Here is a 26,214-nt window from a genome sequence, read left to right as displayed (position 1 = left end):
ATTCAGATCTACTCGCACGCTTAATGATTCCGTCTGTGCATTGCGATACACAGACGGAATTAACAGCTAAGGCAAATTACCACAAACCCGATTTCTTTTTAATCTCATCCCAGCGGAGATACATATCGCATGACATCATAAAGTCGTTATGCCACCGCCAGTAGGCATGATAATAGTAGTAGATAAGGCAAGGCGCGTAGCACAATAAAAACCAGACCTCAAACCAGATTTTTATTCCGGACAGCATCATCACCAGGCCTAAAAATGTCACCCAGAAAAATTCCACCACCGATAATAACATCAACCTTTGCCAGAGCGGTTTTGCGTGTAAAGCGCGTAAGGGCAGAACGGGAGAAAAAAACAAATTAATCTCGTTGAGAAACAGGCGACCAAGAAAAACATAGCGTTTTGTAAAACATAAAAAGAGCAGGTTAACCGCCAAAACGACCGCACAAAGAATACACATGGTAATAATTGACTTCAGCGTGAAATAATTACCGTATAAATCAAATTGTGCCTTATCGCGCAAGGGAATGATGGTCAACAGGCTCAACACCGTACTGGCTACTACGGAAAGCAGTAAATATTGTGACAGATTTTTGTAACGGATCTTTTCAACAACAGATGTCGGCATCTGCTTTAAATAACTATGGCGTGCAACAAAGAACAGGGCATAAATGACAGGTGGAACGCTAACGGCCAAAGCAATTGCTGCTCCGGCCGGTGCAATCAACATAATGAGCGCCATAGAAAACAGCACAAAAATAAAAAAAGACAGCACTCCGGCGATAGCCGGGCGCGTGAACAACCGCTCTTTCTGGCCGCACTCTCTACCTTTGAAGTAAGAAAAATCAATATTCTTAATTACGCATTTGTATGCCCAGTACGCTTTCAGATCAGAGATAACGTTATAAAACACTAGCGCGCAGATGCCGCCGATAAAACCGGCATCGTGCAATGAAAGAGTGAAATCCGCATTGCGCCAGTAAAAGCCCAGCAGCACCAGGGTTACGATATAGAAAAATAAAATATTTCGTTTATCCTGGAAGCGGATGAAGGTTAAATAATCTGGAATCATCATTACACCGCTACATTGCTATTGCTTTTCGGCAATGGATAACCTGCCCGGCATCAAACCCGGCAAAATCCTGCAACATTTGCCCCAGATAAGGCTTATTGCTTATTTCCACAAACTGAACGGGCTGCGCGCGCTGTAAAAAGTGCGACAGAGAATCTCTCCATTTCACCGTATGAGTCAGATGCAGGGATAAATTTTCTTTGATTATGGCGGGATCCGTTTCGGGTTTTGCCGTCACATTCATCAGCACATCATGCTGTGGCGGGAGGATCGCGATCCCGGCCATATAATCCCGCATTGGTTGAACGCCCTCTGCCATTAAACGCGTGTGCCATGCGCCGCTCACACCCAGTTTAATCGCCTCGTGGCCCTCAGCGAGTAACACTCTGGCGAAATCATTCAGCGCAGATGCCTGCCCGCCAACGACTTGCTGGCGAGGAGTATTATCGCAACTAATGTCCAGCTCAATACCTGAACGGCTGATGATGTTACACAGCGTGTCGTAATCCACGCCTTTTAACGCCAGCATTGTTCCCTTATTTTTCTCGCTTTGCTGGTGCATCAGGTCGGCCCTGAACCGTATAAGTTCAAACACGGTTTCCAGTGTGAATGCCCCCGAAGCATATAACGCGCTGTATTCCCCCACGCTATGCCCGCAAGATCCGACAACAGGCGCATCGGCGAATCGTTCGCGCCAAAGGCTATATAACGTGACGTTAATCGCCGTCACGGCAATTTGTTGTACGGTGGTCTGAATCAGTCGATTCATCGGCCCTTTCAGACAGAGCCGACGCAGATCCACACCAGCAATATCGCTGGCGCAATCCCAGATGGCTTTAGTGGTCTCATTGGTATCCCACAGATCGCTGCCCATACCAATAACAGGATTACCCTGACCAGAAAATAACAATACAACCGGTTGTGATAGAGTATTTGTCATTATATTACTACCTTTACATATAGTATTTAAGGCCTAAATAAACACCGAACATATCGCCATATAACGCGAACTCAGAGTCAGAACTTCCCGTGGACATAAATGCGCCGGTATAGCCTTCGAGCCGATCATCAATAAAGCTTAGCGCTGTGTTATAGTTAATTCCCAATACTGAACTGTGATCGACAAGGTTAAACACCACATAAGGTTGCAGCGTTGACTGGTTATCCATCTGAATACTGGACCAGGCATTAAGATAATGCCTCCCCTGGAGCATATTTTTATTCGCAGTATTATTTATCTCTGAGGCCATCAAATATTTATAAGAGTCAAAAATATCATCAACGAAGAAAAATCCGGTACGGCTATTTAATGACTGAATAAAATCAGTCTGTTTACGCCATTCCGCACGGGAATACCCTTCGCTCTGATAATAATATTCCAGGCCAAACAGGTTAAAGTTATCCGTCGCATATTGCCCCCCCACGGCCACTTCAACCCCCTCTTTATCCTCAGTGCTATAAAGGGAAGAAGGGAACTCGAACTCTTCAACCATTGCTGCATTTTCAGGGGAGAAATGACGCCACTGCTGCTCGGTGTGATAAGCCGCTTCCGCGTTAATCACCAGTTGCGGCGTCAAGTTATAGCTATCCGATATGGCAACAGAGCGCGTTTCGCCAAGCAGCAAGCTCACCGCAGGAAGGTGTTTTTCAAAGCGATGATCGGTGTAATTGAGCACATAATCTTCACGGCTATTGCTTCGTACATTGGCTGACCAGTCACCAGAAGCGAGATGGCGCTTACCGGCATCGGCTAATTTCGGAACGACTGAGAACGAAAGCGAATAATCCTGCGTATCTTCAGATAGCTTCACCTGCCACGGGGACTCCTGGAATGCGGGTTCCATCAGCGGATCGTAAAGACGCGTACTTTTGAACCCGGCATAGTAGCTATTGCGTAAGTCAGCAGGCGATCGCAGGAAAAAAAGCCCGGCTTTTTGACTGAACTTGCCGGCTTCAAGCTGAACGCTGTCCGAGACGTTATAAATAACGCTGAGCCTGTCGATCAAAGCGCGTGAATGGCTCCGATCTTCTTCAAAATCACTGTTGGCATGAAACGGACGGTAAGTGAGCCCATACAGTGAGAAATTCAGATCCAGCCGATTGTCGATGATTGCACAATCGCCTTTGAGGTTGATGCCGAAATTATTATAAATATTGCTTTTGCTGAATGGATTATTGCCACCGATCTGCCAGATCGACGGTTGTTTATTCACATACGATGTCTGCGCATAGAGCACGACATCCGTGTTCTGTGCGACTTCTTCGCCGGATAAACAATCAGCCCACAGGGTTGTTGGCAAGGCAGAAAAAACCAGCGTAATCAACGGGAGTGAATATTTCATTTTGCCTCCCGCTGAAGATGTTCACGTGTAAAGTGAGATTCAGGTAACGACTCCAGACGAACATCACTGTAATCCATGACGGAAAAACTTTGCTCATGACGTGCATCCTGCACAATAATCCGCATTGGTCTCATCTTCCCTAATACCGGCTGATAATTCAGATACCGAACTTCTTTAAGTAATTTGTCATCCAGGGAGTAATAATCAGCTTTATAAGGCCGATTTTCGTCGCCAGCTTCAACGTAATAGATAATTTTTGGCCAGGTTGCTTCGGCATAGATTCGCGTCAGCGCCAGTTTGTAACATTGATTATCGCCACACTTTTCCATGCCCTGCAGAGTCGCCTGGTAGGCATATTCAAAGTTAGTCACAATCACGTCACTATTAGATATTTGCCCTATCAATCTTTGCTGGCGAGAAATGGGTACCGGTCGCCGTAGACCTGGAGAATAGAACCATAAGTCATACCAGTCGGAAAGCATCACTTTGCCTTTATCACGCGGCGGATAAATAAAGCGAACTAACGATCGGGCATCCGCTTTAATCTCCCCTTCAGGCTTCATAAAACGCATTGAAATATCCAGAACCTGCTTACTTTCTGGTTTCTCTTCGCCATTTTTATATTCACTCACCGCAAGCGTATAGCGAAATGGTTTATTGGGCGAACGGATCTCATCCGCACGCCGAATAATATCGATAGCATTATTATCGCCAGGCGCAGCGAAGGCACAGGCTGAAAGAAGCCCAAGACAGGCAATTCCTTTGCCAAATAACGTAATTTTCATATTACGAGTTTCCCTAAGAAAATTTAAAAGCATCCGATATATTAAGACGAGAGGCGCGCAACGCCGGTAAAACAGAAGCGGCAGTCGCGGTTAACAACGGCAGCACCAGCGTAATAAACAGCAAATCATAACTGCTGGTTTTAATAAAAGCGGTGTAGCCCACAGTTTGCCCAGGCGACGGCGGCATTGCGATGCCGTAAAGATTAATCACTGAAGCGATAGCAGAACCCATGCCGAGGCTTCCAACAGCGCCAATCATGCCGACAAAAATCCCTTCCAGTAAAAACAACCGGGTAACGTGGAGAGGTTTTAAACCAATGGCGCGCAGCGTCGTGATCTCCCTGGTCCGCTCAACGATATTCATAGTCATTGAGTTACCGATCATAAAGATAACGATCAATGCAACAATCAGCTTAATAAAGAAATAGATCCCGGATAATAAGCTCTCAACCTGCTGATAAAATAACGAGGCATCTTTCCACTCTTTCACAATTAGCGGCAGATGGTTTTCCTCGATAAATTTTCTCAGCCTGGCGCTGAATACGGCGGTGTTATCCTCTTTCAGTAAAATTAACACCTTACTCACGCCGTCGGTTTCCATCATGCGCTGCGCGGTTTCAAGCGGCATTTTCAACGCCGTATCGTCGTAATCTTTGATGCCGGATGCAAAAATGCCACGGATCTTCAATGACAATGCGCCCTGCCCGCCTCGCGAATTAACCGTAATAGCATCCAGCCAGTCATCGTAATTCGCGCCGAGCGTTTGTGCCAGTCCGCGACCTAAGGTGATGTGATCGGTTTTTATACGTGATAAATCACTGCCGGAAATAAGTTTATCAAAGGATCCCAGTTTTAATGCCGGTAGCGGTTCGATCCCCAGTGCGGAAAAATAGCTCGAGGTTTCATTTTCGTAATGAGAAATAACCCCGGTAAACTCCAGCTGCCCGGCAAGCGTAGAAATATCTGCCGCCAGTTCCGGTTCGCTTAATATCGCCTGTTTTAAAGACGGATAATCCTCAATCAGGCTCTTATTTTTATTGGAGGTGGCGAAATAATTCTGGTTGTAGATCTGCACGTGACCGATATTCGTGCGGACCGTTTGCTCTTTTAAGATCCAGAACGAGTAATCGATAAATCCGCCGTACAGAAAAATGGCGACGCCCCCCAAAATAATCGCCGACAAAGTCGAAAATGAGCGGCGCTTATGTCGGAAGAGATTGAGAAAGGCAAACTTCACGTCCCGCGCATGCATCACGGTACACCACAGCAGAAAAAGCAGAATCAGCAGCACGATGGCGTTAATAAAGATCATGCTCATTTACTCACCTTTCACCAGCGGCAGCAGCACCTGAGCCACCTCATTCGCATCCCACGCAGGCGCAACGTTATTATGTAATGCCAGTTCCTTTGCCGCGACAGCATCCTGGCGCTTTATTTGTGCCAGAAGCTGTGCGGCTTGCGGGTATTTTTTGCAGTTATAGAGCGCGAGATAACGCATATGATGGATCCGTGCAATTTGTGCCGGGTTAAAGAGCGTCTTATCTTTCAGCATCCATTCGGTATCCTTGATCGTGACCGCACAGCGTCCCATTTCCGGCGCCAGCCAGGCATCGACGCGTGCACGCATATAGCGCACCCGTAAATCGTCTTCATGGCTGTCAATGGCTTCATCGAGGTAGAAAAAACCGGTTTTGGCATATTCGGACGCGTTAATGTAGTCGTTCACCGCTGAGGCGTTTTCCGCCTGTCGCAGCGCGCCCCAGGCATAAAAGATTAACGAGACGACATTTTTCGTTTCGCCATACTCTTTGAACAACGCGCTGGTGACGATGGCCAGTTGATCGGGCTGTGCCGGAAAGCCTCTCTGCATGACGCTTTCAACCGCCGGTACGTTGGAAGCATGGGCAACACTGGCGCAGGTCATGCTGAGCAGGCCTGCGCAGATAGCGCCCCGCCATTTACGCTCTCGAGTCATACACCAATCCTCCATCTTTAATTTCTACCACCCGACGCGCACACTCCTTTAACTGCGCTGAATGCGTGGAGATGATGAATGTGGTCTTCGTCTGCTGATTGATGTGCAGCAGAAGTTCCAGAATGGCTTCGCCGGTTGCCATATCCAGGTTACCGGTCGGTTCGTCGGCGATAACCACCGCCGGGTCATGCGCCAGGGCTCTGGCAATCGCCACCCGCTGCTGCTGCCCGCCGGAGAGCTGGCCGGGTTTACGGTTGGCAAAACCTTCCAGACCAACACGATTGAGTAAGTCGCGCGTTCTTTCGCGCGCCTCTTTTTTACCGAAATGCCCATTCAGGATCAGGGGATAAAAAACGTTATCAAAAACATTCAGAACAGGAATGAGATTGAAAAATTGAAAAATAAATCCCAGATGTTTACCGCGAACTATTGATAACTCTTCTTCGGGTAACGCATTGAGTAATTTATTCAAAAACATCACCGTTCCGGATGTCGGCCGATCGATACCAGACATGATATTTAGCAACGTACTTTTGCCGCTACCCGACGGGCCGCATAATGCCAGAAATTCACCTTTGGCGATTTCCAGATTAATATCCCTTAGCGCGTCGATTTTTCCCTCACCGGAACCATAGCTCTTCGAAATATGGCTGAGTAATATTGCCGGTAGTTCTCTGATTATTTCACTCATCGCGATGCCGTTACCCTGCAGAATATTCAATATCAAAATAGTGATAACCCGATAAATTATCCGGGACGACAGTGCGGATTTTTCCGGCAGCAACAGGATGTTGGCGCAGATATTCGAAGCTCAGTGCGGGAGTCAGACAACCACTGTGACCATAAATATCAGCAAGGCGAATAATCTTTTGCTGCATCTCTGCCGGAAATGATTTTTCCCGTAAGCCTGCAAACGCCATGATTTCGACATCCTCAGCATTGAGCTGCAAAATATCGGCACGCCCGGCCGCCATATAGCGACCACTATTCACTTTCAATGCGCTTTCGTGACGGCTGAAGATAAAACATCCCACGCGTTCAACCGTCAGGTTAACCCCATCGGCTTGCTGAGCACGTTTTACTCCCCGCGCAACGGCGATATCTTCCTCAGAAAATACCATGATCGGGATGGCGCGATAGGCACAACAAATCACCACATAATCGAAAACATCCCAGCTCAGATAATCCTGCGCCATGCTCATTGCCTGAGTGAATGCATATTTCTCCCCGCGCATTTTGCAGGTGGGATCGGTAATAGAAAATTTCTTCACCAGATTTTTCGGTAACGTGTCGAGCATCGAAATATGCAATGCGCTGGAAATACTCTCCAGCAGCCCGGCTTCTCCCCACGAATCCGCATAGATAAATGCCGTTCGCGACTTGAATAATTTCATCCGTTCTTTCGTGGATAAAGCCTGTAGCGCAGCATCTGCGGCCTGCTCCATCGCATCAAGGTATTTTATATACTGCGGGTTACGGATCATCTCACCGGCATAGAGCGAGCCATCAGTACCAAAACGTTTAAGTCCCCACCCATTCTTCCGGGTAGACTTAAGCCCCAGATTATATAAATGCGCTTCCCAGGCATTCAGCCAACTGGGTTGATAGAAATAAAACCTGTCTTCCGGCTCAATAAGAGCAAACGATGATAAGTACATCAAACCTTCCATGGTTATTCATCACGCAGGATTAATTGCAGACAGCACGATCCCAATTACCGAGCCATCCACGCCGACGCCAACCTTCAGCAAATGATTTTTTTCATGCCCGCATACGCCGCGATCAATTAGCATAAACGGTGCCATCGCATCCAAAATGGCGTCATTACTTACCGGAGCAATTAATTCGTGCCGGGTTAATGAGTGATGGGCAATAATCAAATCGATAATGCCGGAGCCGGTTGCGCAGTAACCGATCTGCCCCTTATACGCCAGCACAGGAATCGCGTGCGAATCAGCAAATATTTCAATCGCTTTGGCTTCGGCTTTATCGCTGACGGAAGAACCATTGCCATGCGGAATAATGGCGCATAAATCCTGCACATTAACGCCTGCTTTTTCGGTCACCGCACGCATGATTTTCAGGACGTTCAGGCTCAGCCAGGAAGCGTCATTACTTCTGCCCGCGCTAATTTGCGCGTAGGAGGATTGCAACCGCACGCCGCCCGTGACATCTCTGTCGCGACGGTGGCGCAGGCTTTCCAGAACAATAACGCTGAACCCTTCGGAGAAAAGTACGCATTTGCTGTTTTCACCAAACGGCTGAACCACTTCACTGTCCAGCATCGACTGAGAATCAAGGAACCAGATATCCTGGGTTTTAATTTTCGAACAATTAATAACCACAACGAGGTCGATACCGCCCTGCTCGATCGCCTGGCAACCCAAATGCACGGCCGTCAACGATGAATTACTGGTGCAGTTCATATTTGGCGGCAAATACTGCAACTGGTATTTCTGCGCAAGGCTGCACGCTACCGTATCCTGCGACATATTCGCTACGTGCAGACGGGTTAATGAGCGGGTGAGCTTAATATCTTCAATGTCATTGCGATCGTAAAAAGAGTGATAATCGATGCCGTCGACGCGCCTGCCCAGCCCGGTCAAATAAACCCGCACGTTATTGCCTGCGAGACAATGTGTATCCAGTTTGGCCTGCGCAAGCGCATCCTCAATCAACTGATACACCATCTCTAATGCGCCATCATTAACGTGCTCCAGCCTGGCGACATATTTATTGCCGTTAAACCCACACGTTATTGCTTCGTCGTCAGAGCGAAACCAGGGTTTCTTTTCGACCCGCTTCCCCTGACGAAGATGCTCAATAAGCTGAACACTATTCCCGGCAAAGGGTAAATGTGCGCTGTAGCCTGAAATGATGGCGGCATTTTCCACAGTCTTATTCCTTAATGACCAGTGCGTAATAGTTCCCACCTTCCGTTGCCCCTACCAACAAGACATGCTTGATTGCCAGTTTCATTGGCTGACGGACAAAGTTCACGCGTTCATCGAAGAACGCCACGGTATTAGGAATCGCCGGAACGGACTGTTTTTTAATGCAATCGATGATGACTGCAAGGTTGAGCAAACCCGCCGCTGAGGCGACAAAACCAAAGCAGGCGTTGTAGTTAACGACCGGAACGTTCGGCTGTTTCTCGCCAAATACCTCGCAGATAGCGTCAATTTCAATCCGCGAATGCGCGTCGCTACCATTGCTGGTGCCGCACACCAGATCGATCTCTTGCGCGCTAATGCCAGCGTCGGCAAGCGCACGGGTCACCGCCAGCGCCATGGAGGACGATTTTTCCGCCAGCTCGGCAACATCGAAATAACTGTTGCTGCATGACTTCCCGTAACCCACCACTTCCGCCAGCACGTCTGCACCGCGCGCGGCAGCTGTCTGCGGATCTTCCAGCAGCAGCATACAGGCGCCTTCACCGGGCACATATCCTTTGGCGTCTTTGCCATAGACCTGATAATCGCTCGCCGCCGCGGTCATCTGGATCTTCTGCGTGACCGCATCCATATAGAGCGACATTGAGGGGAAATATTCATCCGCGCCGCCAACGATCACCTGCGGTTGCAGGTTCTGGCGCACAATCTCATAGCCGTAGGTTAAGGCGCCGAGCGCCGCATTTTCACCGGTTGCCAGCGTCGTGGTATAGCCTTTGATCCCTTCTGAAATGCCGCAGAAGGTGGGAATCGCGTTCATCAGTGAACCCGGAAATTCCGAGGTTCGCACCTTACGCGGATCGGGTTTCAGGCTCTGCAAATATTTATAGGTTGTTTCCTGCGGACCACGGGACATCCCCATAATCAGGCCCAGCGCATCGCCATCGCGTTTAATTTTACGTTTTCCCTGCTCCAGCGCTTCGCAGAGCGCGATCAGGGCAAACGTACCGCCACGCGTTGCTTTACGCGGATCAAAACGGCGTAAGTGCTTGCGTGGCTCAAGGCCAGTTACCTGGAAGGTTTTGAAATTCGTTTCGCTCTCTGGCAACGTGGCGTTGCTGAAAGAGAATGCGTCACCGAACAGATCCGCGCACTGCCCGGTCTCATCCAGCACCTTGAGCAGTTCTTTTGCTTCTTCCAGCGTATCGTCCGGGAACGTCACGCCGCCCAGCTCAACGTTCTGCTTGCCTTGCCAGACGTTTTCGAGGATCTCATTGAGCGTATGGCCGATAGCCGATACCGCGCCAATGCCGGAAATCGCCACGCGTTTGGCTTCGTAGGTACTGACAGGAACGGAAGCCGGCTCCATGCTGACGATCATGCAGCAGTTGTTGCCGCCGAACGCATAGTTATTCTTCATGAAAATATTGATTTTCCGATCGAGAAAATCATTCGGTACATAGTCCAAATCGCATCCCGGACGCGCTTTCGTGAAGTTCAGCGTCGGCAGTACCTGATGACCCGGCAGCGTCACCAGGCAGGCGATTAATTCCACAATGCCCGCCGCGCCGATGTTGTGTCCGAAGTAGGATTTGGTTGAGCTGATCAGCAGGTTTTCGTGGTTGGCAAAAACCTTTTTCATCGCCAGCGTTTCGATGCGGTCGTTGGCTTCGGTGCCGGTGCCATGCGCGTTAACGTAGTCGATCTGCTCAGGCTTCAGCCCGGCATTCTCCAGCGCTTTGTGCATCACCTGCACGGCGCCGCTGGCGCGCGGATCCGGCCCGGTTTCGTGGAAAGCATCGCAGGAGGTGGCATAAGAGAGGATCTCGCCGTAAATCGTCGCCCCGCGCGCAACCGCATGCTCATACTCTTCAAGCACCACAGCGCCAGCGCCTTCGCCAATCGACATTCCCGACTGCCCGGAGAAAGGGGTACAGGAGTCCGGATGCATAACGTTCAGCGCATAAAAACCGGCGAAAGTCGGCAGGTAGATAGGCTCGGTACCCACGGCCAGCATGGTTTTGCTCTTGCCGTTCTGAATAAAATCATACGCCATGCCCACCGCGTTGGGGCTGGCCGTACAGGCGGTGGCGACCAGTTCAACGCCCCCTTGCAGGCCGAGCAGCGTGGAGACGCTGGAGCAGCAGGAAGAGAAGCCACCGGAAAAGAGCGCCTTGCGCAGGGAAAAATCTTCCAGGCGTTGCTCAAAGAGCGGTAAAAACGCTTCGGTCCCTGCGGATGAGACACCCACAATTAAGCCGGTATCGCGCAGGCTTGCCGCGTTATCCGCCAGCCCCGCCTGGTCGAGCGCGTCTTTACCCACTTTATAAGCCCAGAGCGCAGCGTTATCGAGTGAATCCGCAAGCCCTTCTGGCAGACCGGAGTAATCGATATCATGCAGCACTTCCGCCGCTCTGGCGTTTTCAAACCATGTTGAAAAGCGCTCACTGTCAGCAACGCCGCACTTCTTATTCAGCAATGCCTCTCTGAAATCCGCGACATTTTCTGCCAGCGACGACAAAATCCCGATGCCGGTGATGACAACCCTTTTCCTGCTTGTCTGCATAAATATTACCTGGAGTTAACGACGAATAGGCATGAAATAACCAGACGCGGGGAATATCCGCGACGCGCGCTCTATTTCCCGGCTGGTTATTTTCAATAATCAAACTGCGCTTTTTCTTTTGTTGGTATCGATATAACTGTGCTCAGTTGGGCTAACCAACATGCTCAGGTTATAAATAAACGGCATACCTTTCGTTTGCGCAGCGACTTTTTCATTCGCGGTTTGAATATGGAAGCCGCTAATATCGGACCATGCATATTCATTATCGATAAGCGCCAGAGCAATATATCGTTGTAAGGCAGGTGAAAAGAGGGCTTTGACCACTTTACCGACTTCATTGCCCTCTACCATGACGCGATCGCCGGCGTAAATACCCGCACACTCTTCTGCGGCGATCATACCAATCATTTTAGGTTGATGAGTGTCGTGAGACAGCGCTTCGACAGCCTCTTTACCGACAAAATCTTCTTTGTCGTATTGCACGGCCCATTGCATTTGCAGCTCAACGGGATTCAGCGTGCTGTGCGCCAGGGTGCGACCATCCCAGCCTGGATTCTCTACCCGCGCGATAATCTGATAATCAAGGCCGCCGGTCTGCAACTGATATTTGTCGCCAATATCGACAAGCTTCTGCCACTGTTCCGCCAGCGCAGACTGTTGACCGATCGCCATGTAAGCAAATTCACCGTGCTTGCCACAGCGGAAAATCATCAGCTCATCATCGGTACTCATATACTCATAATACGGCAGACCGATAATATCGAAGCCATGAATTTCAGCCATCACTTCCCAGGCGTATGGGCCTTCAAGCAGAATAGCTCCCCAGTTCTCTTCACGCATGGCGCGAATTTCCGGGATCTCCTGGATATCGAGTTCATCTGCTTTTTGCAGACTTTTGTTCAGACGTTCAATCAGTTCGCCAGCCGGAATATCTTCTGAAAGCAGGTAATAACCGTCTGCAGAGCAGAGAACATACACATCGCCACGGATCGTGCCATCGTCATTCAACACCAGAGAGTAAATACCCTGCTCATCACGAATAATCGAAACATCGGCGGAAACCAGATGGTTAACCAGTGCCCATGCGTCATCGCCCATTACGCTGACAATCGCCATGTGAGAATAATCGACCAGCAGTGCATTTTCACGCATCGCCTTATATTCGACCATCGGTTCGTTATAGGCAAAGGGGATGGAATAATCGTTATAAATGCCCATCATGGCATTATTTTTCAAATGAATATCATTAAGAGATGTCATATAAGTATCCTGTTAAATTCCCTTTTAAATGCAGATTACGAATTTTTCTTCTGAATGATAAATGTCGCCAGGCTATTGATGCTTCTCATATATGAGGGATCGTCGCTTTCCGTGACTTTAATGTCGAAGACTTTATCCAGCAAAACAACAATCTCTGTGGCATCCACAGAATCCAGCTTCAAACCATTGCCAAACAGCGCTGTATCATCATCGATTTGAGATTCATCCCTTTGAATATTCAATCGTTGAATAATTTCAGTTTTGATGGTCAGCAATACATCTTTGCGCTTTTCAATATCGTCTTTAATTGTAAGCATAACTAACTCTCCATGTTAATTACTTAGATTCACGAAAATTAATAATTGTACCGTGGCTGATTAGCCGTTTCCCTGCGTGGGCCGTAACGGAATAGTGTTTAAAACCATTAGCGTCGGAAAATGATAATTTACTTACGACCTCAATAGAATCACCCGGGTAGGCTATTTCTTTAAATTTCAGATTTTGCGCAGCAAGTACTCCACGTACCTGCGCACGCCGCGTACGAATAATATCCAGCATTTCAGGCTGATTTATCCGCGCATGGATATCACGTAACGAAGTGAGTTCGACATGATATTTCTCACGATAAATGTCGCAAATATCCGTCAGGAAAGAAAAGTACTCGCTGGCCTGACCAAAGATTTCTGAAATAATGACGCCGGGCATAATCGGATCGTCAGGAAAATGCCCGGACAACCACGGATCGTTATAGGTGACATGTTTGACGACTTTCACGAAGCCATTTTCACCGTATTTATAGTCATCAATTTTGTCGACCATTATCAGGGGCTGTCGCCAGCCGCCCATCTCAAGGAAGATCTTTGCGGGAATCCTGTATTTAGACATAAATCACCGCATTACCAGACCACCATCGATAACGATAGTTTGGCCGACGATATAACTGGAAGCTGAGGAACTTAAGAAAACAATGGCGTTCGCCACTTCTTCGCACGTACCAAGCCGTTTTAACGGGATGGAGCTAACCACGCTGCGCACAACGGTGCGCGAGACTTTTTTCACCATCCGCGATTCAATCATACCCGGTGCGACCGCGTTGACGCGGGCCAGTTCGGCCGCCAGCGTGCGGGTAAAGCCCAGCATGGCGCCTTTGGAGGCGCTGTAGTTGGACTGTCCGACGCTCGGGATAATGGCAGCAATGGAGGCGACATTGATAATGGCCGGGCTCTGCGCGGAACGCAGTAATGTCAACGCGGCTTTGATTAGCCGGAAGACGCTAAGCATATTGGTGTCCATCACCTGGCTGAAATCCTCAAAACTCATTGAGGCAAACAGGCTGTCTTTGACAATGCCCGCATTGTTGACCAGAACATCAATCTTCCCGGCCACTTCAGCGAGATGGGAGCATAGCGCCGCTACGCTCTGCGGATCGGCCAAATCGCACTGCATAATGTGCAGTTTATCACCGGCTGGATGCGACGCTTTCAGCGCGTCGAGCTGTGTGGCATTCGATTTATAAAGTGCATAAACGACACAGTTTTGCTCTAAATATTTTGCGCAAATGCCCAGCCCAATATCGCCGCTCGCGCCCGTCACCAGCACGGTGTTTTCATTAAGATCGTTGTACTTATACATATTCATGATAATAATTTAAGTTAATAAATAATGACCGTTGCCACGGCGTGAGTCCGGCAATGCGAAATACTCAGGGATACATTCTCCATCCCTTTCTCTGCAAGAATTTCTTTCAGTCTTCCGGTAAAAATAAATTGCGGGCAACCATACTCGTCATGAATAATTTCGATATCATGAAAGCGAATACCATCGCGAAAACCACAGCCTACCGCTTTTACCACCGCTTCTTTCGCCGCCCAGAAACCGGATGCGCGTTCATAATTTATATCGGAAGGATCAATCTTTATGATTTCCTTTTCAGTATAAACACGCTCAATAAAATCCATTTTCCCGTTGGCAATCGCCCGACTTATGCGTGCAACTTCTACAATATCCGTACCAATACGCATCGTACTGTACACTCAAAGTTATAGCTGATACGAGAAGTTGAAATTAAAGTTAGCCTTGTTCACTACCAAATCACCAGGATATTTCAGCGGCGTAGTGATGGAGAAATCATATCCCAGGCTCTTTATATTCCCTTCGATACCCATAGCGCTGCCAACAATCGTTTCATCGCCATAGTAACCATCTTCTTTCACCTGCCCCAAATCCATGCCGAAATAGAGTCTGGCATTCGTCGTACCGATGGGCCGGTAGAATGTATTTTGGAGATAAAAACCGCTGTTCCCTGTCAGGCCATAGCTATTTTCAAACCCACGCACGCTCCACCGATCGCCCACGGTCATCTGATCCTGTAAGGTCAACTGGCGCGGCGCATATTGCGCAGAGAAGATCCCGTTGTAGTAACCATTGGCAAATAGCTGGGTATAATTTCCCTGAAAGTTAAACAGCTGGCTTATTGGGCTGACTTCGCCATACTGCATATCGGGCGTTTGTTCGCCGCCAAACCATGTTAAGAAACGCTGCCATGAGAGGGTGGCGTCCAGAGAAGCAGCGGCAAACTGCTGCTTATAATTAAGCCCGAACTTCACGTTCCCCATGTCGCGGCTCTGTAATACCAGCTCTTCGCCGTCGAGGGTATATCCGGAGGTTCTGCGGATAAGCTCAGCACTTGCCGCGATCTTCCTGCTTTTATCGCGATAGACCGTTCTTGCCGCTTTCGCGCTCAGGTACTCACTGTTACCGGCATAATCCAGCGAAAAGTATGAGAGCGGAACCGTTTGTCGCGAATCACTCTTGCTGTAGAAAAACGTGTAATTCCAGTAGCCGACCGGGAAGGAATAGTAGCCACTGATATTTTGATACTTACCGGTGGTGCTGCTGGTGCCGGCCAGGTAAAAGAGATCGCCTAATTTCGCCGTATTGAAAAGATAGCCCACCGCAGAGGTTAAATACTGACCGGTCGCTTCATCACCCCAATTGTTATAACTTGCTCTTACGCTCCACTTTTTAAAGCGATTGGTGTTAATACTGACGTTGCTGTAACCATTTTGGCTACCCGGCTCTATATTGATTTTAACATTCACGCCGGGAACAAATTGCAGGTTTTCCAGCCCTTGCTCAATATCACGGATGTTCAGAATATCTTCATTTTTGAAAGGCAACATCCATGCCCGAATATCATCACCAGCAATAATGACATTTTCAATTTTACCTGCTTCAACGGTAAATTTGAGTTCACCGGTAGAGATATTCTGTGACGGAATGATAACCCGCGTAGTTACATATCCCGCATCAATATAATAATCCTGCAACGCGGATGCGATTGTATTAATACCTGCAACACCGATACAGCGCCCGGCAATAATCTCATTGATAGATTGCGTGATTTTAGCTTTTAGAAAATCATTTTCAAGAAGAACATTCTTGACAGTGAAACAATTTTCTTCCTTTGGAAGATCTTGCAGAGTAAATACTTTCCGATCGGCATTTGAGAAAACATCTTTTTTCTCAAACTGTTGTTCATGCAGCACGCTGGCATCTGCATTTTTTTGCTGTTTTATCAGGTTATCAACATTATCCTTTGCTGATACCTGAGCGCCCATAATCATGAGCATACAAAAAGCTGTAAATCGCAATTTCATGAATTCACTCTGAAAGAAGTAAAGGCAGCAGCAGTCTGCTACTGCCTTTTTTTACACCTTACATACCAAGAACAGTGCCGGTGTTATTCAATTTCTTCACATCCTGAGAGAAATCTTCATACGCACCTAACAATGCATCTCTGCCGCTATTAGTGACAGTATTGGCCGTTATTTTTGCTGAACCATAGCTCAGCATATTGAGATAGTTATAGACGGTGCCATTAGCGGTGACATCCATATAATTATCACTGACGATATTGCCATGGTTCACAATATTTTGACCAGCAGAAATGTTCACCTGCTGACCAACAATATTGCGATTGGTACGGTTGGTTACACTGCCTTTAGTTTTCAGCGACACAATTTCACCGCCAGCAATGTCGCCGTTGTTATCAATACCATTCAGCGCATCAATAGCTAGATTTTTACCCGCAGCAATTGTATTCGAGTTATACAGAATACCTTTGCTCACGTTAAATTTCAGATTGCCTTCTGCATTGATAAAGCCGTAGTTCGTGAAACTATTATCCACATTCAGAGTGGCATTCTTATCAGAAGAAATAATCCCGGTAGCATCATTATCAATAATGGAACCATTACTGTAGTTTTGCAGATAAACGGTGCTGATATTCATGTCGCCAGCGCTGGCGGTTGTCGCATAGTTATTGTAGAACATATAACCGACATCAATTGCCATATCACCCGCACTGTACAGCAAACCACGCGTATTGTTCAGCGTACTGGCAGCTTCGAGTTTCATACCACCGAAGTCAGAAATAATACGGCTATTGGTGCTGTTGATATTTCGGGCAGAAAAAGAGACGCCTTCTTTACCAATCATGCCGCCGATTTGCTGAGGGATGCCGAAATATTCGCCGTATCTGTCACCAAAATCGTTACCGTTGTTATTAGAAATAGTCCCTAATACATTCACTTTCAGTAATTTTTTAGCCACCACCAGCGCGGTATCATTATTGACGTTGTTTTTAGCATTCAGGGTAATATTTTCCCCCAGCATCAAACCGCCAACGTTATCGATATCGCCAGCATTCAGCTCCACATCACTTTTGTTCGAGCTGATAACACCGATGTTGTTACTCACCGTACCACTGACAGCAACATCTACGCCATGGTCCGCACTCAGACCGCCCCGGTCATTATTCAACGAGGTACCGCGGGCTAATACTTGAACGCTAGAGACGATCTTGCCGGTGTAGTTATCGATATCACCGGTGCTCTTAACAGTGACAACATCGTTCGACGCGATCTGGCCGCCACGGTTAACGATCCTTTTGGCACCGATGTTGAGCGCTTTCTGTGAAATGATCCCCAGAGAGTCAGAGCTGTTGGTATCTGCCGTTTTGGTCGTTTCATTGCTGATCGTACCGCCAGAACCCAGCGTGAGATGGCCATTAGCTGCGCGAATCAACCCTTTGTTATTGTTGATATTACCTGCGCTTAAGATGTCAATATCGCCAGCGGACTGCAAGTTGCCGCCAGAGTTATCGATTGACACCGCTTCAATACCGACATAACCACCGCTAATCTGCCCGTCGCGGCTGTTCAGATTGCCGGTTTTTAACGCGACGATACCCGCTTCAATACCCACGGTTTTACCTTTACCCGTGTTGGTCAGCGCATAGTTGTTGGTATCGACGGCCAGCATACCGGCAGCAGCGATTTTGCCATTACTGTTAGTCAGCGCGCCGCTGTTAATATTGATGCTACCGTTAGTCGCAATGCGACCTGCGCGGCTGTTTACAATCTCGCCCTTGTTAGTATTGATGGAAATAGTATCAATGGAAGAGATTTCGCCGGTCGTATTATCAAGTCGGCCATTGGTTTTGATATCGATAAGCCCGGCAGACTGGATTTTCGCATTACTGTTCAGCAGGACGCCTTTGGTATCAATTTTGATGCCGTTTACGCCGCCAGCAATTGTGCCCTGGTTACGCACGCCGACACCGGCTTCGGTACTGACCAGGTTAATCTTGTTGGCATACATCCCGCCCAGCGCAGAAACGTCAACGCTGTAATAGTTGCGCAGCCCGGATGCCGCAACCGTACCCGCAACCTCACCGCGCGCATTAACATAGTTATTTCCCGCGACGATGTTCAGTTCATCGGCGGTGACTTTTCCATTGATGACAACATTGCGTGACAGGATCTCTGTCGGGCTGGCATTGCTCAGTTTACCAACGGTAATGGTGCCGCCATTGACGTTGTATCCCGCCAGTTCGCCATCCGTCAGTTGCGCTTTACCGGTGGTCAGCGTTAATTTGCCGGTGTTGATAGAGCCACCGCCATTCACCGTAATACCATTCGGGTTGGCGATAATTAAATCCGCCTTATTGCCCGCAACTTCCATCATGCCATTGATAACGGAGGCATTTCTCGAAACTACTTCGTTTAATATCACTTTGGCCGGGCCGCCAACCAGATTACTGTTCCCTTGAATCTGACCAGCCAGAACGGTATCCGAGGCCGAAGTACCGTTATTGAAAATGACGCCGTTTTTATCAACGTTCAAATCATCCCAGAAGTTGTGCGACAGGCCGCTTGAATTTGGCGTATTAATATCAACGACCGGCACCCCATTGGTGTTATAGACGGTACCATTTTTCATGACTAACCCGGCTGAATTTGCTACTGCCGGCAATGCGCAAATCATCGCAACCGTTAGCGGCCCGAGTTTTGACCTGACAAACCGTTGAACTTTTTTATCCAATGCACTCATGTTATTGAATTCCTTTTACCTGGTTTGAAAATTGAATATATATATTTTTTTGCTGTATTCTTTGAATTGAATATCGCAACGTATCTTCCAGAAATAACAATTAACCTTACAAATCTATTATATCGGAGAAGATTCAATGAATAGAAAAGCATCTTATCGTAAGCCCTGTTAATTTCATGACTTATTAAAATAAGAATTTCATATTATTGAGTGATGCAACAGTCAGATACTGCGAACCTTATTTAAGGTCGAAAAAACTTAACAGGAGACGAAAGGTAAAACAATATATTAAAACCCAAATCGGATTTTTCAACGCAATTAAAAATAGAAAAACAAACAAACTAATTATATTGATGAAGCTGACGTCAAATAATTAGAAATAAAATTCAATAATGATTCGCAGAACTCAGCGCGGCAAATCGCGAACAAAAACGCTGATTATCACAATGTAACCTTTTATACGACTGCCTGCTCCGTCCTCATAAAATCTCATCACTCCTTGCTACTTTCATTTCACAACCAACCAGGATTTTTCAATATAAAGGTTGCAAATCACTTATTTTACAAGAACACACCTGAGATACAGATCACATTTTCACCCTCCTTAATGGCTATCTCTTTTTATATATTTCATGTATTAATTTATAAAAAAATAAGACAAAACAAATAATATAATTGCCATTTCTGAATAATCCCATAATTAAAGAAAACATATTGCCTATGGTCTTTATTTTAAATAATATGTAATAAAATTCCTAAGCAATGATATTAATGATGGAATGACAAAAACTGCCATCGGCAAATATTATTTGCCATATCATTATTTCTAAATGGGTTGTAAAAAAATAAGGATATATATATGCTAACCGGAATTAAAAAAACGTTACCGTTACTGGGCGTTATGACATTACCGTTACCACTTTTTGCCGCCCCGACGGTAACCTTTCAGGGCGAAGTCTCGGGCCAGACCTGCGACATACAGATCAATGGTCGCACAGATTCCGTCGTCTTATTACCTACCGTGTCTATGACCGACTTCGGTGCCCCATTAGCCAACGGCCAATTTTACGGCCAAACCCCGTTCACCGTTTCAATCAGTGGTTGCCTGGCTACATCCACCGTGACAAATATCAGCACCAATTTCCTCGGTTATAACGTTGATGCAATGGGCGTACTTGGCAACGGCTATTCGGGTACAAACGCAGCGGCAGGTTTCGGCATTCAGTTGATGGACGCGGGTTCCGGGGGTACAGAGATCCGGCTTTCCGGTGTCACCTCCGTGCCAGGGTTGAGCCTTCCAGCCAACCAGACAGAAGCCAGTTATGATTATGGCGCACGCTACTATGTCACCGATAGTACCGCTGCCGTCCCTGGTAAAATTACCGCCATTGCCGAATATTCGCTGAGCTATCTCTAAATCACAACTGGCTGCGTGACGACGTCAGCCAGAAATCTATTCAATATTACGCAATAAATAACCAGCGCAGGGATAATGTGAAAATGAACAGGTTAATGGCTTTTACTGTATTTTTATTTTCCATCACCATTTCTGTGAACACAGCCGCAAACGTAATCATGACCGGGACGCGAATCATCTACCCCGATGATATCAAAGAAAAAACAATTCAATTAAGAAACACTGGCTCACAGCCTTTTATCGTCAGCATTCAGGTTGATGATGGTTCCAGTATTGAAAAAGCAAAACATCCTGAAGCGCCTTTTATTACCACCCCGCAAATATTCAGAATGGAACCAGAGAGTGGGCAATCCGTAAAATTGATCTTCACAGGGGACAATTTGCCCCAGGATCGTGAATCGATTTTTTACTTCAGTTTTAGTCAATTACCTTATCTGAAGAATAAAGATAATGTTCGTAATCAATTAGTACTGGCGCTGACTAATCGCCTCAAAATTTTCTATCGTCCGCACACTATTCCCGGTAATTCGTATGAAACGGTAGAAAAGCTGTCATTCCAGGTAAAGCCACATGGCATTGAGGTAACGAATCCTACCGGTTATTACTCCGTTATTCGCCGCGCCGAGCTTATTGCTAACGGCACAAAATACCCCCTTGCCGATGCGGTCATGGTTCCCCCTAAAAGCAAAGTCGAATGGCCTTTGCACGCCAATAAGGTAAACACCCAGAATGCATCCATCGCGCTGGTGACGGTGAATGATTACGGCGTAAATGTGGATTCCAGACACCCCTTATAACGTTTGCTTGTGCTAAGGCAGGACTTTTCGGTATGGGCAATCTTCGATGAATAAATTCGCTGTTTTACTTTCGGCTAGCGCCTTTTTTTTTATTTTATTGCCTGCATGGGGTAAAGAAATAGCTGCAACCCTCGGCTCCAGCGAAGACCATTACACCTTTGATCCACAACTCTTTCGTGGCAGCCGTTTCAGTCAGGATTCATTAACGCGGCTTGCCACGCCGCAGTCGATTGTTCCGGGCAATTACAAGATGGATGTGTACACCAATAATAAATTGACGGGTACCTATGATGTCTATTTTAAAGGCTTTGCTGACGGCACAAGCCAACCTTGTCTGAGCCCGGAGGTCCTTGAGTCCGCGCACATTAAAAACGCCAAAAGCCCCGCTTCCGCCTCGCCTGAAGATAATTGCGTATTAATTCAGGAGGCTGCGCCGGGCGGCACCAGCCGGACAAACTTACCGCAACTGCGGCTGGATATCACCGTGCCGCAAAGCCAGATGCGCATTCAACCGCGCGGATACGTTGACCCGGATGAACTCGATAATGGCGCATCGATGGCATTTATCAATTACCTCGCGAATTACTACAACGTCTCCTATTCAGTGCCAGCAACCCCGAATCAGCGCTCGCTGTGGATGTCATTAAGCGGCGGGATGAATCTCGGCTCCTGGCAATACCGGCAATTATCCAATTTCACCTGGGATAACCAGAACGGTAACCGCTGGAACAATATCCGCAGTTACGTCCAGCACCCGATCCCTGTCCTGAATAGCCAGCTGATGTTCGGCCAACTCATCACAAAAGGGCGTTTTTTCTCCGGACTAAACTACCGTGGTACCAGCATCGCCACCGACGAACGAATGTTGCCGGATTCGATGCGCGGCTATGCGCCCGTTATTCGCGGCGTGGCGACGACCAATGCCCGCGTCTCCGTCATGCAGAATGGCAATGAAATTTATCAGACCACCGTCGCGCCTGGGCCATTTGAAATTACCGATCTCTACCCCACCAGTTTTAGTGGCGATCTTGATGTCTCGGTAACCGAAGCCAACGGCTCCGTGAGCCGCTTCAGCGTGCCCTTTTCTGCGGTTCCGGAATCGATGCGGCCGGGGATTTCCCGCTTCAATCTCGAAATGGGCAAAACCCAGGACAGCGGCGATGATTCGTTTTTCAGCGATGTGACCTGGCAGCACGGCCTCACCAATGCCGTCACCTTCAACACTGCGGCGCGCGTTGCCGACGGTTATCAGGCGCTGATGCTCGGCGGCGTATATGCCAGCGCTTTCGGCGCCATCGGCGCGGATCTCACCTGGTCACACGCGCGGCTGCCTGATACCGGCTATACCGACGGCTGGATGTCGCAACTTCGCTGGAGTAAAACCTTCCAGCCGACCAACACCACGGTTTCTATGGCGGGATATCGCTATTCCACCCGCGGTTATCATGATCTGATGGACGTGCTGGGCGCGCGAGAGGCACAGCGTAATAATCAGTTGTGGGAATCAGATAGCTGGCGCCAACAATCGCGCTTTGAACTGACCATGAACCAGAGCCTGGCCGAGTTTGGCAACGTTTTTATCTCCGGCTCTACGCAGAATTATCGCGGCGGAAAAAGCCGCGACACACAACTCCAGCTGGGTTACAGCAACAGTTTCCGCTACGGGATCTCAATAAACCTTTCCGTTGGCCGGCAGCACACCGGCGGCTATCAGAATGCCGGGGATATGCAGACGTTCACCTCGTTCTCCCTCTCTTTTCCGCTCGGTGGGAGCGGTCCGCGCGTACCCAGCCTGAGTAATTCCTGGATGCACTCAACGGACGGCAGCGATCAATACCAGAGCTCGCTTTCCGGCATGCTCGATACCGGGCAGACCGCAAGCTACAACCTGGATGTGATGCGCGACCAGCAATATCACCAGACAACGCTCAGTGGCGGTGTGCAAAAACGGTTCTCTCAAGCCACCGTCGGCGTGAACGCCTCGCGCGGGAATGACTACTGGCAGGCTGCCGGTAATGTCCAGGGCGCGGTGGTAGCGCACTCCGGCGGCATCACATTCGGCCCGTATCTCGGCGACACCTTTGCGCTGGTCGAAGCCAAAGGCGCTGCCGGGGCAAAAGTGTTCAATTCCGAACACCTTGAGATCAACGACAGCGGTTATGCGCTGCTCCCGGCCATTACCCCCTACCGTTACAACCGCATCACCCTCGATCCGCAAGGTATGGAGGGTGATGCAGAACTGATCGACAACGAAAAACAGATAGCGCCGATTGCCGGGGCTTCAGCCAAAGTCATCTTCCGTACCCGCAACGGGAAAGCAGTATTGATCAAATCGACGCTGCCGGATGGCTCTGAGCCGCCAGCAGGCGCGGATGTACTTGATGAGAACAACACGCTGATCGGCATCGCCGGGCAAAACGGGCAAATTTACTTGCGCACCGATCGACCCAAAGGGCGGTTAACGCTGCATTGGGGAAATGAGCCGCAGGATCGCTGCCGTCTCTCGTACGACTTCTCCGGAAAAGATACCGCGAGCCCTTTAATCCGCCTGAATGCAATTTGCCAGTAAAGGGAGAAACCGGCATGACAAAGCACGCTATTTTGTTCCTGAAACTCCTGCTCGCGTTGTTGGCACTGCTGCACGCGTCGGCGTGGGCCCTATGTACCAAAACCATGGTTAGCCAGACCGAAGATTTCAACTCCGCGCAGATCAAGTTCGGCAAGGTTAACCTGATTGATACCTACTTCGCCCCGGTCGGAACATTAATTGCCACCACGGTAACGCCGCCAACCAACTACACCACCGGCGGCGCTTCGGGCGCATCGATATTGTGGGAATGCGATCGGGCCGACCTGGCCAGTATCTATTTTTTGGTGGCGACCAATGGTGACGATCGGGTGGGCGGCTATTATGACATCGGCGCAAACGATAATTTGACTAATGTCTACGCCACATGGTTCGCCTACGTTGGCATCAAGCAGTCAATGTCGGGCATAACGTTGACGCGCAACTGGCAAAAAATCCCCGTGACGACTTACGCCACCGTCGGCTCAAAAATTCAGATCCGCTTACAGGATATTCCGCCGTTGCAGTCTGAACTTTACCGGGTCAGTACGTTACCCGGTCTGGGCGCAATCACCAGCTATTGCGGCAACAACAATAACAACCTTTCAGGTATTGTCTTTGCTACCCCATCGGGCGAGATGTATACCTGCACGCAGCCTAATGCTTATATCCAGCTTTCAGGTTCTGCCGCTATTATGACTTTTGGCCATGATGAAGCCGGTGAGGATAGCGCCACAAACTCAGACTTTTGGCTTGCTGACAATGGCTTTGGTTATGGCATGCGTATGGCGAACAAACTTTATAACAATCCCACCTGCGCGGTGCGCAACACCACGCCGCTGGTGTTGTTACCCACCATCAGCGTGAGAGATCTGGACGCTGGCATGACAAGCAGCGCAAATTTCAATGTACAACTGGAATGCAGCAACACGGTCGTTTCCGGGCTGAATGATACCCAGGTTGCGCTGGGTTTTCAGGTTTCCGAAGGCGCTTACAGCGCGGCGCAGAGCCTGAATCTGGTCAACGCCAGCGGCGGCGTCAGGGCGCTGGTTTCTGATAACTATAATGCGCCGGAGATGGCAAAAGGCGTGGGTATAACCATTGCCAACAGCGTCAGTCCGGGCCAGCCAATGACGTTTCTCGGCCAGTCCACCAATGTCCCGCTTTCGCTCACGCCCGCGGGCAATAACGCTGGCTGGTATCCGGTACTCGCTGGCGCAACGTCGAACGGCAGTTCATACCCCGGCTTTCGCAATTACAGCCTCTCCTTTATCGCCAGCCTGCAAAAACTGCCTGGAATGACGGTCACCGCAGGCCGCGTTCATGCCACCGCGTACGTGATTGTGAAAATGCAATGAGCCGGTTTTTCATTCTGCTGTTCGTCCTGTTCGTACCGGCGACGTTGGCTGGCGTAATGCCTGCCATGACACGGGTGATTTATCCACCGAACGCGCGTGAAAAAACGCTGATGCTGGTGAACACCAATGCCTGGCCGGTGATTGTGCAAACCTGGGCAGACAACGGCGAAGGCTCGCCGGATAACGGCACTGCGCCCTTTGTCATTCTGCCGCCGGTCTTTCGCCTGGCCCCCGGAAGCACGCAGGGGTTACGCATCATTTATAACCACGATCCGCTGCCGACGGATCGGGAATCGGTTTTCTGGCTCAATCTGTATGAAGTGCCGCCGGACAGCGCAGGCCTGGACAAGTCGTTTCTGAAGCTGGCAATGAACACCCAGCTAAAGATCTTTTACCGCCCGCAAACGCTCACCCTGACACCCGAGGAAGCGATCGGCAAACTGACCTTTCGCCTGTATGCGGAAGGTGAAAAGTCCTGGCTCGAATTCAACAACCCAACGCCGCTGGGCATTTCTTTTACCACACTCAGCGTGACGGGCCGCACCGGGCAGACTAAAGCGCACCAGCAGGACGATATGATGATTAAGCCCTTCAGCCAGCGGCGTTATTTGCTGGAGCGTAATATCGGCAACGAAGCAATAAACGTGGAAGCGGGCTGGATAAATGATAGTGGGGAAATATTGAAGCACCGGTTTATGAAATAAATCATCTGCGTTTTACTGGCAAGGGATATTAAAATTCAGCGAAATCACCCAACGATTTAAATATAACTTCATTTTATTT

Annotated in this window: 21 protein-coding genes and 1 pseudogene; 5 read left to right on the top strand and 17 right to left on the bottom strand. The window is 48.6% G+C overall.

Features of this window, described 5'->3' with window-relative positions:
- Positions 1-76: 76 nt before the first annotated feature.
- The 17 genes and pseudogenes from C0557_RS02085 to C0557_RS02005 all read right to left on the bottom strand — a co-directional run.
- A complete protein-coding gene (locus C0557_RS02085) occupies positions 77-1,078 on the bottom strand; it encodes a hypothetical protein (RefSeq protein ID WP_208662770.1) in 1,002 nt (333 codons plus the stop codon).
- A gap of 10 nt (positions 1,079-1,088) precedes the next feature.
- Positions 1,089-2,018: an ACP S-malonyltransferase gene (locus C0557_RS02080; RefSeq protein WP_208657325.1), complete on the bottom strand. Its 930-nt coding sequence runs from the start codon at positions 2,016-2,018 to the stop codon at positions 1,089-1,091.
- Positions 2,019-2,031: 13 nt separating this feature from the next.
- Positions 2,032-3,420: a hypothetical protein gene (locus C0557_RS02075; protein WP_208657324.1), complete on the bottom strand. Its 1,389-nt coding sequence runs from the start codon at positions 3,418-3,420 to the stop codon at positions 2,032-2,034.
- Positions 3,417-4,205, bottom strand: a complete 789-nt coding sequence (locus C0557_RS02070; protein ID WP_208657323.1) for an outer membrane lipoprotein-sorting protein — start codon at positions 4,203-4,205, stop codon at positions 3,417-3,419. The genes C0557_RS02075 and C0557_RS02070 overlap by 4 nt, the downstream gene beginning before the upstream one ends.
- 13 nt (positions 4,206-4,218) lie before the next feature.
- A complete protein-coding gene (locus tag C0557_RS02065; protein ID WP_208657322.1) occupies positions 4,219-5,523 on the bottom strand; it encodes an ABC transporter permease in 1,305 nt (434 codons plus the stop codon).
- Complete coding sequence (locus tag C0557_RS02060; RefSeq protein WP_208657321.1) at positions 5,524-6,180, bottom strand: hypothetical protein; 657 nt, start codon at positions 6,178-6,180, stop codon at positions 5,524-5,526. It lies immediately after the preceding gene.
- Positions 6,164-6,871 carry an ABC transporter ATP-binding protein gene (locus tag C0557_RS02055; RefSeq protein ID WP_208657320.1) on the bottom strand — a complete coding sequence of 236 codons (708 nt, stop codon included), beginning with the start codon at positions 6,869-6,871 and terminating at the stop codon, positions 6,164-6,166. Before C0557_RS02055 ends, C0557_RS02060 begins: the two co-directional genes overlap by 17 nt.
- A gap of 10 nt (positions 6,872-6,881) precedes the next feature.
- The gene (locus C0557_RS02050; protein WP_208657319.1) at positions 6,882-7,838 is read right to left on the bottom strand and encodes an ATP-binding protein; all 957 of its coding nucleotides are present in this window, start codon (positions 7,836-7,838) and stop codon (positions 6,882-6,884) included.
- 21 nt (positions 7,839-7,859) lie between these two features.
- Positions 7,860-9,074, bottom strand: coding sequence for a beta-ketoacyl synthase N-terminal-like domain-containing protein (locus tag C0557_RS02045; protein ID WP_208657318.1), 1,215 nt, complete (start codon positions 9,072-9,074; stop codon positions 7,860-7,862).
- A 4-nt stretch (positions 9,075-9,078) separates the two neighbouring features.
- Positions 9,079-11,637 carry a beta-ketoacyl-[acyl-carrier-protein] synthase family protein gene (locus C0557_RS02040; protein ID WP_208657317.1) on the bottom strand — a complete coding sequence of 853 codons (2,559 nt, stop codon included), beginning with the start codon at positions 11,635-11,637 and terminating at the stop codon, positions 9,079-9,081.
- Between the two features lie 99 nt (positions 11,638-11,736).
- Complete coding sequence (locus C0557_RS02035) at positions 11,737-12,897, bottom strand: aminomethyltransferase family protein (protein WP_208657316.1); 1,161 nt, start codon at positions 12,895-12,897, stop codon at positions 11,737-11,739.
- A gap of 35 nt (positions 12,898-12,932) precedes the next feature.
- Positions 12,933-13,214, bottom strand: coding sequence for an acyl carrier protein (locus C0557_RS02030; protein WP_007372925.1), 282 nt, complete (start codon positions 13,212-13,214; stop codon positions 12,933-12,935).
- 19 nt (positions 13,215-13,233) lie between these two features.
- Complete coding sequence (locus tag C0557_RS02025; RefSeq protein ID WP_208657315.1) at positions 13,234-13,782, bottom strand: 3-hydroxyacyl-ACP dehydratase FabZ family protein; 549 nt, start codon at positions 13,780-13,782, stop codon at positions 13,234-13,236.
- Positions 13,783-13,785: 3 nt separating this feature from the next.
- Positions 13,786-14,535: an SDR family NAD(P)-dependent oxidoreductase gene (locus C0557_RS02020; protein WP_208657314.1), complete on the bottom strand. Its 750-nt coding sequence runs from the start codon at positions 14,533-14,535 to the stop codon at positions 13,786-13,788.
- 14 nt (positions 14,536-14,549) lie between these two features.
- Positions 14,550-14,918, bottom strand: coding sequence for a holo-ACP synthase (gene acpS / locus C0557_RS02015; protein ID WP_208657313.1), 369 nt, complete (start codon positions 14,916-14,918; stop codon positions 14,550-14,552).
- A gap of 18 nt (positions 14,919-14,936) precedes the next feature.
- Positions 14,937-16,556 carry a ShlB/FhaC/HecB family hemolysin secretion/activation protein gene (locus C0557_RS02010; protein ID WP_208657312.1) on the bottom strand — a complete coding sequence of 540 codons (1,620 nt, stop codon included), beginning with the start codon at positions 16,554-16,556 and terminating at the stop codon, positions 14,937-14,939.
- Positions 16,557-16,650: 94 nt separating this feature from the next.
- Positions 16,651-19,293 (bottom strand): annotated as a pseudogene (locus tag C0557_RS02005) (filamentous hemagglutinin N-terminal domain-containing protein); the annotation flags it as partial.
- 859 nt (positions 19,294-20,152) lie between these two features.
- Here C0557_RS02005 and C0557_RS02000 point away from each other — a divergent pair.
- The 5 genes from C0557_RS02000 (at position 20,153) to C0557_RS01980 (ending at position 26,135) form a co-directional block, all read left to right on the top strand.
- Entirely contained in the window at positions 20,153-20,710 is a 558-nt protein-coding gene (locus C0557_RS02000) for a fimbrial protein (RefSeq protein WP_074774542.1), read from the top strand.
- An 83-nt stretch (positions 20,711-20,793) separates the two neighbouring features.
- A complete protein-coding gene (locus C0557_RS01995; protein ID WP_371813228.1) occupies positions 20,794-21,507 on the top strand; it encodes a molecular chaperone in 714 nt (237 codons plus the stop codon).
- Positions 21,508-21,553: 46 nt separating this feature from the next.
- On the top strand, positions 21,554-24,076 hold the full coding sequence (locus C0557_RS01990; RefSeq protein WP_208657310.1) for a fimbria/pilus outer membrane usher protein: 2,523 nt from the start codon (positions 21,554-21,556) through the stop codon (positions 24,074-24,076).
- 14 nt (positions 24,077-24,090) lie between these two features.
- Positions 24,091-25,431 carry a fimbrial protein gene (locus tag C0557_RS01985; protein WP_208657309.1) on the top strand — a complete coding sequence of 447 codons (1,341 nt, stop codon included), beginning with the start codon at positions 24,091-24,093 and terminating at the stop codon, positions 25,429-25,431.
- The gene (locus tag C0557_RS01980) at positions 25,428-26,135 is read left to right on the top strand and encodes a molecular chaperone (RefSeq protein ID WP_371813227.1); all 708 of its coding nucleotides are present in this window, start codon (positions 25,428-25,430) and stop codon (positions 26,133-26,135) included. Before C0557_RS01985 ends, C0557_RS01980 begins: the two co-directional genes overlap by 4 nt.
- Positions 26,136-26,214 lie beyond the last annotated feature (79 nt).

It is taken from the genome of Kosakonia sp. MUSA4, from assembly GCF_013085925.1.
In the GTDB taxonomy this organism is placed as follows: domain Bacteria; phylum Pseudomonadota; class Gammaproteobacteria; order Enterobacterales; family Enterobacteriaceae; genus Kosakonia; species Kosakonia sacchari_B.
The sequence above is the reverse complement of the archived record's forward strand: the minus strand, read 5'-3'. Positions and strand labels throughout refer to the sequence as shown.